This is a genomic window from Kytococcus schroeteri (assembly GCF_002847825.1).
Classification (GTDB): Bacteria; Actinomycetota; Actinomycetes; order Actinomycetales; family Dermatophilaceae; genus Kytococcus; species Kytococcus schroeteri.
Genome location: NZ_PKIZ01000004.1, coordinates 90,994 through 105,280 on the forward strand (window position 1 = coordinate 90,994; position 14,287 = coordinate 105,280).

Sequence of the window (14,287 nt, forward strand, 5' to 3'; positions counted from 1 at the left end):
GCTAGGACCCCAACATGGCAATCCGCAAGCACAAGCCCACGACCCCGGGCCGCCGCGGCTCGAGCGCCGCGGACTTCGTCGAGGTCACGCGCAGCACCCCGGAGAAGTCCCTGGTGCGCCCGCTGACCAAGTCCGGTGGCCGCAACGCCTCCGGTCGTATCACCACCCGCCACATCGGTGGTGGCCACAAGCGCGCCTACCGTCTGATCGACTTCCGTCGTGCGGACAAGGACGGCGTGCCGGCGAAGGTCGCCCACATCGAGTACGACCCCAACCGCACCGCGCGCATCGCGCTGCTGCACTACGCCGACGGTGAGAAGCGCTACATCATCGCGCCGAAGAACCTGGCGCAGGGCGCCCTGGTGGAGTCCGGCCCGACGGCCGACATCAAGCCGGGTAACAACCTGCCGCTGCGCAACATCCCCGTCGGTACCGTCGTCCACGCGATCGAGCTCCGCCCCGGCGGCGGCGCCAAGATCGCGCGTTCGGCGGGTACCCGCGTGCAGCTCGTCGCCAAGGACGGCCCCTACGCGCAGCTGCGCATGCCGTCCGGCGAGATCCGCAATGTCGACGCCCGCTGTCGCGCCTCCATCGGTGAGGTCGGCAACGCCGAGCAGTCCAACATCAACTGGGGCAAGGCCGGCCGCATGCGCTGGAAGGGCAAGCGCCCGACCGTCCGTGGTGTGGTCATGAACCCGGTCGACCACCCGCACGGTGGTGGTGAGGGACGCACCTCTGGTGGTCGCCACCCGGTCAGCCCCTGGGGCAAGCCGGAGGGCCGCACCCGCCAGAAGGGCAAGGCCAGCGACAAGATGATCGTCCGCCGTCGCCGCACCGGCAAGAAGCGCTGATAGGAGCACCTGAGATGCCTCGTAGCCTCAAGAAGGGCCCCTTCGTCGACGACCACCTTGCCAAGAAGGTGGACGCCCAGAACGAAGCCGGCACCAAGAACGTGATCAAGACCTGGTCCCGCCGGTCGATGATCACCCCGGACATGCTCGGTCACACCCTGGCCGTGCACGACGGTCGCAAGCACGTCCCGGTCTTCGTGACCGAGTCGATGGTCGGCCACAAGCTCGGCGAGTTCGCCCCGACGAAGACCTTCCGTGGTCACGTCAAGGACGACCGCAAGGCCCGTCGCTGATCCACAGCACCGTGACCGCCACCGGCGATCACACCACTTACCACCAGAACGACTGAAGAGGGACTGACATGGAAGCCAAGGCGCAGGCGCGGTACGTCCGCGTGACGCCCATGAAGGCTCGCCGCGTCGTGGACCTGATCCGTGGCAAGCAGGCCTCTGAGGCCCTGGCCGTGCTGCAGTTCGCCCCCCAGGGTGCGAGCGAGCCGGTGATGAAGGTGCTGCAGAGCGCTATTGCGAACGCCCGTTTCATGGCCGACCGCGACGCGACCGCCTTCGACGAGAACTCGCTGTACGTCAGCGAGGCCTTCGTCGACGAGGGTCCGAGCATGAAGCGTTTCCGCCCCCGTGCGCAGGGGCGGGCGAGCAAGATCCTGAAGCGCACGAGCCACATCACCGTGCTCGTGTCGCAGAAGACCGACGAGAACGCCAAGGGAGGGACCCGCTGATGGGTCAGAAGATCAACCCGCACGGCTTCCGTCTGGGCATCACCACCGACCACAAGACCCGTTGGTTCGCCGACTCGACCGCCGAGGGCCAGCGCTACGCAGACTTCGTGAAGGAGGACGTGGCCATCCGTCGGCTGCTGTCCACCGGCATGGAGCGCGCGGGCATCGCCAAGGTCGAGATCGAGCGCACCCGTGACCGCGTGCGTGTGGACATCCACACCGCTCGCCCGGGCATCGTCATCGGTCGCCGTGGCGCCGAGGCGGACCGCCTGCGCGGCCAGCTGGAGAAGCTGACCGGCAAGCAGGTGCAGCTCAACATCCTCGAGGTGAAGAACCCCGAGGCCGTGGCCCAGCTCGTGGCCCAGGGCATCGCCGAGCAGCTCTCTGCTCGTGTGTCGACCCGTCGCGCCATGAAGAAGGGCATCCAGTCCGCGCAGCGCGCCGGCGCCAAGGGCATCCGTGTCCAGTGCTCCGGCCGCCTGGGTGGCGCCGAGATGTCCCGCACCGAGTTCTACCGCGAGGGCCGCGTGCCGCTGCACACCCTCCGCGCGAACATCGACTACGGCTTCTACGAGGCCCGCACCACGTTCGGCCGCATCGGCGTGAAGGTCTGGATCTACCAGGGCGACATGACCGACAAGGAGCTCGCTCGCGAGCAGGCCAACGCCCCGCAGCAGCGCCGTGGCCGTGGCGACCGTCCGGGTCGTGGCCGCGGTCGTGGCCCGCGTCGCGACGCCCCGCAGTCCGCGCCGGCCGCTGAGACCAAGGCGCCCGAGGGAGGCGAGAACTGATGCTGATCCCGCGTCGTGTGAAGCACCGCAAGCAGCACCACCCCAAGCGTGGTGGCGCGTCCAAGGGCGGCACCCAGCTGGCCTTCGGTGAGTACGGCATCCAGTGCCTGACGCCGGCCTACGTCACCAACCGCCAGATCGAGTCCGCGCGTATCGCGATGACCCGTTACATCAAGCGAGGCGGAAAGGTGTGGATCAACATCTACCCCGACCGTCCGCTGACCAAGAAGCCTGCCGAGGTCCGCATGGGTTCCGGTAAGGGTTCGGTCGAGTTCTGGGTCGCCAACGTCAAGCCGGGCCGCATCATGTTCGAGCTCTCGGGTGTGACCGACGAGGTCGCTCGCGAGGCGCTCCGCCTGGCCATGCACAAGCTTCCGATGAAGTGCCGCATCGTGGCACGTGAGGGTGGTGACGCCTGATGGCGCTCGGCTCCGACGACAAGACGATGACCGACCTGCGCGGCCTGGACGACCAGGCCCTGCGTGACGCCCTGGCCGAGGCGAAGCAGGAGCTGTTCAACCTGCGTTTCCAGTCCGCCACGGGTCAGCTGTCCAACAGCAGCCGCCTCCGCGCGGTGCGCAAGGACATCGCCCGTATCTACACCGAGATGCGCGAGCGCGAGCTCAACATCGGCCGCGCCGCCCAGGAGGCCTGATGTCCGAGCAGACCACCCCCGAGGTGTCCGAGTCCGGCAAGCTGCTGGCTCCCGGTGGCCGTCAGTTCCGCAAGGAGCGTCGCGGCTACGTCGTGAGCGACAAGATGGAGAAGACCATCACCGTCGCCCTCGAGGAGCACGTGAAGCACGCGCTGTACGGCAAGGTCATCCGCAAGACCAAGAAGGTCAAGGCGCACGACGAGAACAACACCGCCGGCGTCGGCGATCTCGTCCGCATCGCCGAGACCCGCCCGACCTCCGCGACCAAGCGCTGGCGCCTGGTCGAGGTCGTGGAGAAGGCCAAGTAAGACCCATCGATGGTGGGGACCGATCCCGAGGTCCCGCCCGGCCCCAGGCCGGTGGGACCTCGGGTCCCAGCCCCACCTTCAGCCCATCCGGTTCGGCAAGGCTCACCCCCGTACGGCGGGGTGAGAACCTGCTCGACGACAGGAGTTTGCAGTGATCCAGCAGGAGTCGCGACTGCGCGTCGCCGACAACACCGGTGCGAAGGAGCTCCTTTGCATCCGTGTTCTCGGCGGTTCGGGCCGTCGCTACGCCGGCATCGGCGACACGATCGTCGCGTCGGTGAAGGACGCCATTCCCGGCGGCAACGTGAAGAAGGGTGATGTCGTCAAGGCGGTCATCGTCCGCACGACGAAGGAGCGCCGTCGTCCCGACGGCAGCTACATCTCCTTCGACGAGAACGCTGCCGTCATCCTCAAGGCCGACGGGGAGCCCCGCGGCACCCGCATCTTCGGTCCGGTCGGACGCGAGCTGCGTGACAACCAGTTCATGCGCATCGTGTCGCTGGCCCCGGAGGTGATCTGAGCCTTGGCGAAGATGAAGATCAAGAAGAACGACCTGGTCCAGGTGGTGACCGGCCGCAAGCAGGAGAACGGCGGTGACCGCGGCAAGACCGGTCGCGTGATCGAGGTCTACCCCGAGCGCAACCGCGTGCTCGTGGAGGGCATCAACCGCGTCACCAAGCACACCAAGGCCGGTGTGGGCGGCGGCGCCGGCGGCATCCAGACCGTCGAGGCCCCCATCCACGTGTCCAACGTGGCGCTGGTGGACCCGGAGACCAACACCCCGACCCGCGTCCGCACGCGTGTCGAGAACGTCGAGCGCAACGGCCGCACCAAGGCCACCCGGACCCGCGTGTCCGTGCGCTCGGGCAAGGACCTGGCATGAGTGAGACCACCGAGATGACCGAGCAGACCGCGGCCGAGCGCCCGGCGCCCCGTCTGAAGGAGCGCTACCGCTCCGAGATCCGCGACGCGCTGAAGTCCGAGTTCGGCTACGCCAACGTGATGCAGATCCCCGGCGTCACCAAGGTCGTCGTGAACATGGGCGTGGGCGAGGCCGCCCGCGACTCCAAGCTCATCGACGGCGCCATCCGCGACCTGACCACCATCACCGGTCAGAAGCCGCGCGTGAACCGTGCCAAGAAGTCCATCGCGCAGTTCAAGCTGCGTGAGGGCATGCCGATCGGTGCGAACGTCACCCTGCGTGGCGACCGCATGTGGGAGTTCCTGGACCGTCTGGTGTCGGTGGCCCTGCCCCGTATCCGTGACTTCCGCGGCCTCTCCCCGAAGCAGTTCGACGGCAAGGGCAACTACACCTTCGGTCTCACGGAGCAGTCCATGTTCCACGAGATCGACCAGGACAAGATCGACCGCGTCCGCGGCATGGACATCACGGTCGTGACCACCGCCGAGACCGACGACGAGGGCCGTGCGCTGCTGCGCGCTCTGGGCTTCCCGTTCAAGGAGAACTGACGTGGCGAAGACCGCTCTGAAGAACAAGGCCGCGAAGAAGCAGAAGTTCGCCGTGCGTGCCTACACGCGGTGCCAGCGGTGCGGCCGTCCGCACTCCGTGTACCGCAAGTTCGGCCTGTGCCGCATCTGCCTGCGCGAGATGGCCCACGCCGGCCAGCTCCCGGGCGTCACCAAGTCCTCTTGGTGACCACGTTCTGAATCCACTCCACTCCATCACAGGTCCCCGGGTGCGCTGCGGCGCCGCGGGAACGCACCCCCGTTCCACCCGGCGAAACCAGGATGAGGAAGGGCGCGACTGCCCATGACCATGACTGATCCGATCGCGGACATGCTGACCCGCGTGCGCAACGCCAACTCGGCGCAGCACGACGAGGTCCGCATGCCGTTCTCGAAGCTGAAGGCCCACATCGCCGACATCCTCAAGACCGAGGGCTACATCGGCGAGTGGAGCGAGGAGGAGGCGGAGGTCGGCAAGACCCTCGTCATCTCCCTGAAGTACGGCCCGAACCGTGAGCGTTCCATCGCGGGTGTGCGCCGGGTGTCCAAGCCCGGTCTCCGTGTGTACGCCAAGTCGACGAACCTGCCGAAGGTCCTGGGTGGCCTGGGCATCGCGATCCTGTCGACCTCCTCGGGCCTTCTGACCGACAAGCAGGCTGCAGCCAAGGGCGTGGGCGGGGAAGTCCTCGCCTACGTCTGGTGAGCCCAGGACGAGGAAGGAACTAGAGAATGTCTCGTATTGGACGTCTTCCCGTCACTGTGCCCAGTGGTGTCGACGTGACCATCGACGGCCAGGACGTGAAGGTCAAGGGCCCGAAGGGCGAGCTGACCACCACGATCCCTGCGCCGATCACGGCCGCGAAGAACGACGAGGGTGCTGTGGAGCTGTCCCGCCCGGACGACGAGCGCGACTCCCGCGCCCGTCACGGTCTGAGCCGCAGCCTGGTGCAGAACATGGTGACCGGCGTGACCGAGGGCTACTCCAAGACCCTCGAGATCAACGGCACCGGTTACCGCGTGGTGGCCAAGGGCTCGGACCTCGAGTTCGCGCTCGGCTACTCGCACCCGATCCTGGTGAAGGCCCCCGAGGGCATCACCTTCGCCGTGGAGAGCCCCACCAAGTTCTCCGTGAGCGGTATCGACAAGCAGCTCGTGGGTGAGGTCGCCGCCAACATCCGCAAGCTGCGCAAGCCCGACCCGTACAAGGCCAAGGGTGTGCGCTACGAGGGCGAGCACATCCGCCGCAAGGTCGGAAAGGCTGGTAAGTAAGCCATGGCAAAGATCGTGAAGCGCCCCAAGGGCTCCGTCGCCTCGCGCGACCGTCGCCACGCCCGCCTGCGCAAGAAGGTCTCCGGCACCGCCGAGCGTCCGCGCCTGGCGGTGCACCGCTCGAGCCGCCACATGTTCGTCCAGGTGATCGACGACGTGCAGGGCAAGACCCTGGCGTCGGCCTCCACCATGGAGACCGAGCTGCGTGGCGCCGAGATGGACAAGTCCGCCAAGGCCCGCAAGGTCGGCGAGCTCGTCGCCGAGCGTGCCAAGGCCGCTGGTGTCGAGGCCGTCGTGTTCGACCGTGGTGGCAACCGCTACGCCGGTCGAATCGCCGCCGTCGCGGACGGTGCCCGTGAGGGTGGTCTGACGCTGTGATGACCGAGAACACCCGTGCAACCCAGGGAAAGGACCTCTGATGGCTGAGACTCAGCAGGGAGGCGAGCTCACCGGCGCGGAGGCCCAGAAGACCACCGCCGGTGACCGCACCAACGAGCGGTCCAACGACCGCAACAACCGCGGTGGCCGCGGTCAGGGTCGCAACGACCGTGGTGGCCGTGACGGCGGCCGCGGGCGCGGTGGCCGCGACGGCGGTCGCGACGAGGGCAACCAGTACCTCGAGCGCGTCGTCACCATCAACCGTGTCGCCAAGGTCGTGAAGGGTGGTCGTCGCTTCAGCTTCACCGCCCTGGTCGTGGTGGGTGACGGCGACGGCAACGTCGGCGTCGGCTACGGCAAGGCCAAGGAGGTGCCGCTGGCGATCTCCAAGGGCGTCGAGGAGGCGAAGAAGAACTTCTTCCGCGTCCCGCGCATCGGTGGCACCATCCCGCACCCGACCCAGGGTGAGGACGCCGCCGGCATCGTCATGCTGCGCCCGGCCGCGCCCGGTACCGGTGTGATCGCCGGTGGCCCGGTCCGCGCCGTGCTGGAGTGCGCCGGCATCCACGACGTGCTGACCAAGTCGCTGGGTTCGGACAACCAGATCAACATTGTGCACGCCACGGTGCAGGCGCTGAAGCAGCTCGAGCAGCCGGAGGCCGTGGCCGCGCGCCGTGGCCTGCCGCTCGAGGACGTCGCTCCCGCGGCCCTGCTGCGCGCCCGCGCCGCGGCTGCCGGAGAGGGGGCCTGATGGCCACGCTCAAGGTGACCCAGGTCCGTTCCGCCATCGGCGCCAAGCCGCAGCACCGTGAGACGCTGCGCAGCCTGGGCCTGAAGCGGATCGGCCACACGGTCGAGAAGCAGGACCGCCCGGAGATCCGTGGCATGGTCAAGAGCGTCACCCACCTGGTGACGATGGAGGAGGTGAACTGACGATGGCCGACAAGAACACTGTCGAGGTGGAGACCACCGAGGCGACCGAGTCGCCGCTGAAGGTCCACGACCTCCGTCCGGCCCCCGGTGCCAAGAAGGCCAAGACCCGCGTGGGTCGTGGTGAGGCCTCGAAGGGCAAGACCGCCGGTCGCGGTACCAAGGGAACGAAGGCTCGTTACCAGGTGCCCGAGCGGTTCGAGGGTGGCCAGACGCCGATGCACATGCGTCTGCCGAAGCTCCGTGGCTTCAAGAACCCGTTCAAGGTGACCTACCAGGTCGTGAACGTGGACCAGATCGCCACGCACTTCCCGCAGGGCGGCGACGTCACCGTCGACTCCCTGGTCGAGGCCGGTCTGGTGCGCAAGGGCCAGCCCGTCAAGGTGCTGGGCACCGGCGAGATCACTGTGGCGGTCAACCTGACCGCCGACAAGTTCTCGGCCTCCGCCGAGCAGAAGATCGTGGCCGCGGGCGGTTCCACCACCACCCGCTGAGGTCCTCGGACCCGACGCACAGGGCCCCGCACCGTCACCGACGGTGCGGGGCCCTGCTGGTGTTAGGGTCTTCTGGCGCCACGTGCGCCCCAGGGGTCGTCGCCGGACGGCGGCCCACGTCACCCGCAGGTCGTGCCCGCCGGCACGCCCGACCGGACGGCCGCCGCGGGTCGGCCCACAGGAGGTTTCGTGCTCAGCTCATTCGGTCGGGCGTTCCTGACGCCAGACCTGCGTGGCAAGTTGCTGTTCACCCTGGGCATCATGGCCCTCTTCCGCCTGGGCTCGCACGTGCCGGCCCCGGGGATCGACTACCAGCTGGTGCAGAAGTGCCAGTCTCTGGGGTCGGGGAGCAACTCGTTGCTCGGGCTGACCAACATGTTCTCCGGTGGAGCGCTGCTGCAGCTGTCGATCTTCGCGCTGGGGATCATGCCCTACATCACCGCGAGCATCATCGTGCAGCTGCTCACCGTGGTGATCCCGCACTTCGAGCGCCTCAAGCAGGAGGGGGCGGCGGGCCAGGCCAAGATGACGCAGTACACGCGCTATCTCACCATCGGTCTGGCGGTCCTGCAGTCGACCACGCTCATCAGCTTCGCGCGCAACCCCAGCCAGCTCTTCGGCGGCACGCCCATGCAGTGCCCGACCGTCATGCACGACGACTCCCTGTGGAGCGTCAGCCTCCTGGTGCTCACGCTGACCGCCGCCACCGGCCTCATCATGTGGCTGGGCGAGCTCATCACCGAGAAGGGCGTGGGCAACGGCATGTCGCTGCTCATCTTCACGTCCATCGCCGCCGGCTTCCCGGCCTCGCTGTGGGCCATCAAGGACCGTGGCTGGGACAAGTTCGTCCTGGTGCTGCTGCTGGGCCTGGCGATCCTGACCGTCGTGGTGTTCGTCGAGCAGTGCACGCGCCGCATCCCGGTGCAGTACGCCAAGCGGATGGTGGGTCGCCGCATGTACGGGGGCACCTCCACCTACATCCCGCTGAAGATGAACATGGCGAACGTCATCCCCATCATCTTCGCCAGCTCCATCCTCATGCTGCCGATGATGGTGGCCCAGTTCCAGACGCCCAACGACGGCACCCGTCCGCCGGCCTGGGTGGAGTGGGTGTCGCGCCACCTGCAGATGAGCACCGACCCGATCTACGTGGCCATCTACGTCACGCTCATCATCTTCTTCACGTTCTTCTACACGTCGATCACGTTCGACCCGGACGACGTCGCGGACTCCATGAAGCGCTACGGCGGCTTCGTGCCGGGTGTCCGGGCGGGCCGTCCGACCGCACAGTACCTGCGCTACGTGCTCAACCGCATCACGGTGCCCGGCGCCCTGTACCTGGGCATCCTGTCCCTCATCCCGCTCTTCGCCCTCGACCGCCTCGGGTCGATCGGTGACTTCCCGTTCGGCGGTGCCTCGCTGCTCATCGTCGTGGGCGTGGGTCTGCAGACCGTCAAGCAGATCGAGTCGAAGTTGCAGCAGCACGAGTACGAAGGATTCCTCCGATGACCCGCATGATCATCCTCGGCCCCCCCGGGGCCGGCAAGGGCACCCAGGCCTCCGGCATCGCCGAGCGCTACGGCATCCCGGCCATCTCCACCGGCGACATCTTCCGCGCCAACATCAAGGCCGGCACCCCGCTGGGGGAGCAGGTCAAGGAGATCACCGCCTCCGGTGGCCTGGTCCCCGACGAGCTGACCAACCGCATCGTCGCCGACCGCCTCTCGCAGGCCGATGCGCAGGAGGGCTTCCTCCTGGACGGCTACCCCCGCAACCTCGGCCAGGTGGAGGCCCTGGACACGATGCTCTCCGCGACCGGCCAGTCGCTGGACGTCGTGCTCGAGCTCGTGGTGGACACCGAGGAGGTCGTCCAGCGCCTGCTCAAGCGTGCCGAGATCGAGGGCCGCGTGGACGACACCGAGGAGGTGGTCCGCCACCGCATGGACGTGTACGCCGAGCAGACCGCCCCGCTGAGCGACGCCTACGAGAAGCGTGGCCTGCTGCGCCGTGTGGACGGTCTCGGCGAGGTCGACGAGGTCGCCACCCGCATCAACGAGGCGCTCGACGCGGCCACCGGCAGGGCCTGACGTGCTCCGACGGGGGAAACGGCTGCCCGGCAAGACGCCCGAGCAGGTGCTGGCCATGCGCCGCGCCGGGCTGGTGGTGGCGCGCACCCTCGAGGCCGTGGGGCAGGCCCTGGCCCCCGGCCGCACGACCGCCGAGCTCGACGCCGTCGCCGAGGACCTGATCCGCGGCGACGGTGCGGTGCCCAGCTTCAAGGGCTACCAGGGCTTCCCCGCCTCGCTGTGCGTGAGTGTCAACGAGGAGGTCGTGCACGGCATCCCCGGCGAACGGCGCCTCGAGGCGGGTGACCTGGTGAGCGTGGACTGCGGGGCCATCCTGGACGGGTGGCACGGTGACGCCGCCCGGTCGTGGGTGGTGCCCGGGGCGCCCGCGGACACGGCGATCGACGCCCTCGTGGAGGACACCCGCCTGGCCATGTGGCACGGCATCGGGGCGCTGCGTCCCGGGGGCCGCGTGTTCGACATCGGCGACGCGATCCAGGACCTGCTCGAGGAGCGCGAGGAGGAGCGCGGACTCACCTACGGGCTCGTCGAGGACTACGGCGGTCACGGCATCGGGCGGGAGATGCACATGGACCCGTGGATCCCGATGTTCAGCAGCCGCGGCACGAGCGATCGCGTCTCCGAGGGCCTCACCGTGGCCGTGGAGCCGATGGTGACGCTCGGATCGGCGCGCACCCGCACGCTGTCCGACGACTGGACCGTGGTGACGACCGACGCCTCCCGCGCCGCGCACTGGGAGAACACCGTGGCCGTGACGGCCGACGGGCTCTGGGTGCTCACCGAGCTCGACGGGGGAGCGGCCGGCCTGGCCGAGGCCGGTGCGCGCTACGCACCCCTGGGGGACTGACCGCCGGCCACACGCAGCCCGACCCCGCCCCGGATTCGTCTCCGGGCGGGGTTCTGCGTTAGGCTGACCGGCCGGGCACCCGTGCGTCCACGTCCAGTGGCCCACGAGCCCGTCGTCTATGGCCGAACCCAGCAGGGGGGAGGCCGACCAAGTGAGTAGTGGAGGACATGGCCAAGAAGGACGGCGTCATCGAGGTTGAGGGCACGATCGTCGAGGCTCTGCCGAACGCGATGTTCCGCGTGGAGCTGACGAACGGTCACGTGGTCCTCGCCCACATCTCGGGCAAGATGCGACAGCACTACATCCGGATCCTCCCCGAGGACCGTGTGGTGGTGGAGCTCAGCCCGTACGACCTGTCCCGCGGTCGCATCGTCTTCCGCCACCGCTGAGGGTCTCCGGGCCCTTCAGCACTCACCCCATCCGCACCGTCCACGCCTGCCGGTCCCACCGGTGGGCGTGCACGCACGATCCGAAGGCACTGGCACATGAAGGTTCAGCCGAGCGTCAAGAAGATCTGTGACAAGTGCAAGGTGATCCGCCGCAACGGCCGGGTCATGGTGATCTGCGACAACCTGCGCCACAAGCAGCGCCAGGGCTGACGCACCTCACCGCACGCGACACGGATCGCACGCCCCCGCACCGGGGGCGAAGGCACTGAGCAACTCGCACCACCCGACCCCCGCAGAGCTGCGGGACGTCACCCCCGGCGTGGAGGCCGGGGACCGGGACCACTGGATCATCCGAGGCAGTGGCACACCGGGCTGGTGGTGCACCAGACCTCCACGACAACCAGAAGGAACACGATGGCACGTCTCATCGGTGTCGACCTCCCGCGCGACAAGCGCGTCGAGATCGGCCTCACGTACATCTTCGGCGTGGGTCGCACCCGCGCCCTGCAGGCCGTCGAGGCCTGCGGTATCGACCGCTCCACCCGGGTGAAGGACCTGAACGACGAGCAGCTCGTCGCTCTGCGTGACTTCCTCGAGGGCAACTTCCAGCTCGAGGGTGACCTCCGCCGTGAGGTGGCCGCCGACATCCGCCGCAAGGTCGAGATCGGCAGCTACCAGGGTCTGCGCCACCGTCGTGGTCTGCCGGTGCGTGGTCAGCGCACCAAGACCAACGCGCGCACGCGCAAGGGCCCGAAGAAGACCGTCTCCGGCAAGAAGAAGGCCTGAGCCCCGGCTCGGCCTCACCCCCCAGCTCTAGGTAGGAGTACACATGCCCCCCAAGACCCGCGCCGCGGCCTCGCGCACGCGCCGTCGTGTCAAGAAGAACGTCGCGGCTGGCCACGCGCACATCCGCTCGACGTTCAACAACACCATCATCTCGATCACGGACCCCAGCGGCGCCGTGATCTCGTGGGCCTCCGCCGGCCAGGTCGGCTTCAAGGGCTCGCGCAAGTCGACCCCCTACGCCGCGCAGATGGCCGCCGAGGCCGCTGCCCGTCGTGCCATGGAGCACGGCATGAAGAAGGTCGACGTGTTCGTGAAGGGCCCGGGCCCCGGTCGCGAGACCGCCATCCGCTCCCTCACCGCGACCGGCCTGGAGGTCGGCTCCATCTCCGATGTGACGCCCATCGCGCACAACGGTGTCCGCCCGCCCAAGCGTCGTCGGTTCTGAGAGGAAAGGACTGAATCATGGCTCGCTACACCGGCCCCATCACCAAGAAGTCCCGCCGTCTCAAGGTCGACCTCGTCGGCGACGACAAGAGCTTCGACGCGCGTCCGTACCCGCCCGGCATGCACGGGCGTCGCCGGACGCAGGAGAAGGAGTACCTGGCCCAGCTGCAGGAGAAGCAGAAGGCCCGCTTCATGTACGGCGTCATGGAGAAGCAGTTCCGTCGCTACTACGCCGAGGCGGCCCGCCGCCCCGGCAAGACCGGTGACAACCTGCTGACCATCCTCGAGTCGCGTCTGGACAACGTCATCTACCGCGCCGGCCTCGCGCCGACCCGCCGTGCCGCCCGCCAGCTGGTGACCCACGGTCACTTCCTGGTCAACGGCCAGCGCGTCGACGTGCCGTCGATCCAGGTGACGAAGTTCGACATCATCGACGTGCGCCCGAAGTCCGTGGAGACCCAGCCGTTCGAGATCGCGCGCGAGACCTTCGGTGAGCGCCCGGTCCCGGCCTGGATGAAGGTCGTCCCCGGCTCGCTGCGCATCCTGATCTTCGACCGCCCCATGCGCGAGCAGATCGACACCGTTCTGAACGAGCAGCTCATCGTGGAGCTCTACTCCAAGAACTGATCAGCGACTCCGGTCGCCTCCGCACCCCGGCCGTCCCCACGGCCCCGGTGCACCGGTGCCGGTGGTCGACAGATGCCACCGGCACCCCCGGCCCGACGCGTGCGTCGGGTGTCACTGCGAGCAGCGTCATATAGCGGTCGCTGCGCGGAAAGGAACACACGTGCTCATTGCACAGCGCCCCACCCTCTCCGAGGAGAAGGTCTCCGAGGCCCGTTCCCGGTTCACCATCGAGCCGCTGGAGCCCGGCTTCGGCTACACCCTCGGCAACTCCCTGCGTCGCACCCTGCTCTCGAGCATCCCCGGTGCGGCGGTGACCAGCATCCGCATCGACGGCGTGCTGCACGAGTTCTCCACCGTCCCCGGTGTGAAGGAGGACGTCACCGAGCTCATCCTCAACATCAAGGGCCTGGTCGTCTCCTCGGAGCACGACGAGCCCGTGGTGGCCTACCTGCGCAAGCAGGGGGCCGGCGAGATGACCGCGGCCGACATCAGCTGCCCGGCCGGCGTCGAGGTGCACAACCCCGACCTGTACCTGGGTTCGCTGAACGACGAGGGCGCGATCGACCTCGAGCTCACCATCGAGCGTGGCCGCGGCTACGTCTCGGCGCAGCAGAACAAGGGCGGCGAGCAGGAGATCGGCCGGATCCCGGTCGACTCCATCTACTCGCCGGTGCTGTCCGTCACCTACAAGGTGGAGGCCACCCGCGTCGAGCAGCGCACCGACTTCGACAAGCTGGTCGTCGACGTCGAGACCAAGAACTCCATGTCCCCGGCCGACGCCATGGCGTCCGCCGGCAAGACGCTGGTGGAGCTCTTCGGTCTGGCGCGCGACCTCAACGTCGAGGCCGAGGGCATCGAGATGGGCACCGTGCAGACGGACGCCTCGCTGGCCGCCGACCTGGCGCTGCCGGTGGAGGACCTCAACCTGTCGGTGCGTTCCTACAACTGCCTGAAGCGCGAGGGCATCCACACCGTGGGTGAGCTCGTGGCGCGCAGCCAGGCGGACCTGCTCGACATCCGCAACTTCGGCAACAAGTCCATCGACGAGGTGCAGGTGGAGCTCCACAAGCTCGGCCTGGCCCTGAAGGACACCCCCGCCGACTTCGACCCCTCGACCATCGTCCTCGACCGTGAGGACGACGACGAGGAGGCCGAGGCGGTGCTCGAGGACGAGCAGTACTGACCGGTCCGCCGCAGTGACATCCGACGACCGCGCCGCGGGCGT

General features: G+C 68.3%; 26 protein-coding genes. All 26 read left to right on the top strand.

Annotation, left to right across the window (positions count from 1 at the left end):
* The first annotated feature begins 14 nt into the window (after positions 1–14).
* A complete protein-coding gene (gene rplB / locus CYJ76_RS03225) occupies positions 15–851 on the top strand; it encodes a 50S ribosomal protein L2 (protein ID WP_070705861.1) in 837 nt (278 codons plus the stop codon).
* Positions 852–865: 14 nt separating this feature from the next.
* The gene (gene rpsS, locus CYJ76_RS03230; protein ID WP_070705862.1) at positions 866–1,144 is read left to right on the top strand and encodes a 30S ribosomal protein S19; all 279 of its coding nucleotides are present in this window, start codon (positions 866–868) and stop codon (positions 1,142–1,144) included.
* Positions 1,145–1,212: 68 nt separating this feature from the next.
* The gene (gene rplV / locus CYJ76_RS03235; protein WP_070705863.1) at positions 1,213–1,590 is read left to right on the top strand and encodes a 50S ribosomal protein L22; all 378 of its coding nucleotides are present in this window, start codon (positions 1,213–1,215) and stop codon (positions 1,588–1,590) included.
* On the top strand, positions 1,590–2,381 hold the full coding sequence (gene rpsC / locus CYJ76_RS03240; RefSeq protein WP_070705864.1) for a 30S ribosomal protein S3: 792 nt from the start codon (positions 1,590–1,592) through the stop codon (positions 2,379–2,381). Before rplV ends, rpsC begins: the two co-directional genes overlap by 1 nt.
* Complete coding sequence (gene rplP / locus CYJ76_RS03245; protein ID WP_101849232.1) at positions 2,381–2,800, top strand: 50S ribosomal protein L16; 420 nt, start codon at positions 2,381–2,383, stop codon at positions 2,798–2,800. Before rpsC ends, rplP begins: the two co-directional genes overlap by 1 nt.
* On the top strand, positions 2,800–3,036 hold the full coding sequence (gene rpmC / locus CYJ76_RS03250) for a 50S ribosomal protein L29 (RefSeq protein WP_070705866.1): 237 nt from the start codon (positions 2,800–2,802) through the stop codon (positions 3,034–3,036). Before rplP ends, rpmC begins: the two co-directional genes overlap by 1 nt.
* Positions 3,036–3,344 (top strand): 30S ribosomal protein S17, encoded by a 309-nt coding sequence (rpsQ, locus tag CYJ76_RS03255; protein ID WP_070705867.1) that lies wholly within the window; start codon positions 3,036–3,038, stop codon positions 3,342–3,344. Before rpmC ends, rpsQ begins: the two co-directional genes overlap by 1 nt.
* A gap of 151 nt (positions 3,345–3,495) precedes the next feature.
* Positions 3,496–3,864 carry a 50S ribosomal protein L14 gene (rplN, locus tag CYJ76_RS03260; protein WP_070705868.1) on the top strand — a complete coding sequence of 123 codons (369 nt, stop codon included), beginning with the start codon at positions 3,496–3,498 and terminating at the stop codon, positions 3,862–3,864.
* Between the two features lie 3 nt (positions 3,865–3,867).
* A complete protein-coding gene (gene rplX, locus CYJ76_RS03265) occupies positions 3,868–4,227 on the top strand; it encodes a 50S ribosomal protein L24 (RefSeq protein WP_015780008.1) in 360 nt (119 codons plus the stop codon).
* A gap of 14 nt (positions 4,228–4,241) precedes the next feature.
* Positions 4,242–4,814: a 50S ribosomal protein L5 gene (gene rplE, locus CYJ76_RS03270; protein WP_070705882.1), complete on the top strand. Its 573-nt coding sequence runs from the start codon at positions 4,242–4,244 to the stop codon at positions 4,812–4,814.
* A 1-nt stretch (position 4,815) separates the two neighbouring features.
* Positions 4,816–5,001 (top strand): type Z 30S ribosomal protein S14, encoded by a 186-nt coding sequence (locus CYJ76_RS03275; RefSeq protein ID WP_015780006.1) that lies wholly within the window; start codon positions 4,816–4,818, stop codon positions 4,999–5,001.
* Between the two features lie 114 nt (positions 5,002–5,115).
* Positions 5,116–5,514, top strand: coding sequence for a 30S ribosomal protein S8 (gene rpsH, locus CYJ76_RS03280; RefSeq protein ID WP_070705870.1), 399 nt, complete (start codon positions 5,116–5,118; stop codon positions 5,512–5,514).
* A gap of 26 nt (positions 5,515–5,540) precedes the next feature.
* Positions 5,541–6,080: a 50S ribosomal protein L6 gene (rplF, locus tag CYJ76_RS03285; protein WP_070705871.1), complete on the top strand. Its 540-nt coding sequence runs from the start codon at positions 5,541–5,543 to the stop codon at positions 6,078–6,080.
* Between the two features lie 3 nt (positions 6,081–6,083).
* Entirely contained in the window at positions 6,084–6,458 is a 375-nt protein-coding gene (gene rplR, locus CYJ76_RS03290; protein WP_070705872.1) for a 50S ribosomal protein L18, read from the top strand.
* Between the two features lie 40 nt (positions 6,459–6,498).
* Positions 6,499–7,209 (top strand): 30S ribosomal protein S5, encoded by a 711-nt coding sequence (gene rpsE / locus CYJ76_RS03295; protein WP_070705873.1) that lies wholly within the window; start codon positions 6,499–6,501, stop codon positions 7,207–7,209.
* Positions 7,209–7,391 carry a 50S ribosomal protein L30 gene (rpmD, locus tag CYJ76_RS03300; protein WP_070705874.1) on the top strand — a complete coding sequence of 61 codons (183 nt, stop codon included), beginning with the start codon at positions 7,209–7,211 and terminating at the stop codon, positions 7,389–7,391. Before rpsE ends, rpmD begins: the two co-directional genes overlap by 1 nt.
* A gap of 2 nt (positions 7,392–7,393) precedes the next feature.
* Positions 7,394–7,882 carry a 50S ribosomal protein L15 gene (rplO, locus tag CYJ76_RS03305; protein WP_070705875.1) on the top strand — a complete coding sequence of 163 codons (489 nt, stop codon included), beginning with the start codon at positions 7,394–7,396 and terminating at the stop codon, positions 7,880–7,882.
* Positions 7,883–8,071: 189 nt separating this feature from the next.
* Positions 8,072–9,391, top strand: a complete 1,320-nt coding sequence (gene secY, locus CYJ76_RS03310; protein ID WP_070703228.1) for a preprotein translocase subunit SecY — start codon at positions 8,072–8,074, stop codon at positions 9,389–9,391.
* Positions 9,388–9,969 carry an adenylate kinase gene (locus tag CYJ76_RS03315; RefSeq protein WP_070703227.1) on the top strand — a complete coding sequence of 194 codons (582 nt, stop codon included), beginning with the start codon at positions 9,388–9,390 and terminating at the stop codon, positions 9,967–9,969. Before secY ends, CYJ76_RS03315 begins: the two co-directional genes overlap by 4 nt.
* Position 9,970: 1 nt before the next feature.
* A complete protein-coding gene (map, locus tag CYJ76_RS03320; RefSeq protein WP_083323350.1) occupies positions 9,971–10,816 on the top strand; it encodes a type I methionyl aminopeptidase in 846 nt (281 codons plus the stop codon).
* Positions 10,817–10,983: 167 nt separating this feature from the next.
* Positions 10,984–11,205 (top strand): translation initiation factor IF-1, encoded by a 222-nt coding sequence (infA, locus tag CYJ76_RS03325; RefSeq protein WP_015779996.1) that lies wholly within the window; start codon positions 10,984–10,986, stop codon positions 11,203–11,205.
* Positions 11,206–11,301: 96 nt separating this feature from the next.
* Positions 11,302–11,415: a 50S ribosomal protein L36 gene (gene rpmJ, locus CYJ76_RS03330; protein ID WP_007928044.1), complete on the top strand. Its 114-nt coding sequence runs from the start codon at positions 11,302–11,304 to the stop codon at positions 11,413–11,415.
* A 204-nt stretch (positions 11,416–11,619) separates the two neighbouring features.
* Positions 11,620–11,991 (top strand): 30S ribosomal protein S13, encoded by a 372-nt coding sequence (gene rpsM / locus CYJ76_RS03335; protein WP_015779995.1) that lies wholly within the window; start codon positions 11,620–11,622, stop codon positions 11,989–11,991.
* 43 nt (positions 11,992–12,034) lie between these two features.
* Positions 12,035–12,436: a 30S ribosomal protein S11 gene (gene rpsK, locus CYJ76_RS03340; RefSeq protein WP_070703226.1), complete on the top strand. Its 402-nt coding sequence runs from the start codon at positions 12,035–12,037 to the stop codon at positions 12,434–12,436.
* Positions 12,437–12,453: 17 nt separating this feature from the next.
* Positions 12,454–13,062: a 30S ribosomal protein S4 gene (rpsD, locus tag CYJ76_RS03345; protein WP_101849233.1), complete on the top strand. Its 609-nt coding sequence runs from the start codon at positions 12,454–12,456 to the stop codon at positions 13,060–13,062.
* A gap of 160 nt (positions 13,063–13,222) precedes the next feature.
* Positions 13,223–14,245 carry a DNA-directed RNA polymerase subunit alpha gene (locus CYJ76_RS03350; RefSeq protein ID WP_101849234.1) on the top strand — a complete coding sequence of 341 codons (1,023 nt, stop codon included), beginning with the start codon at positions 13,223–13,225 and terminating at the stop codon, positions 14,243–14,245.
* Positions 14,246–14,287: the final 42 nt, after the last annotated feature.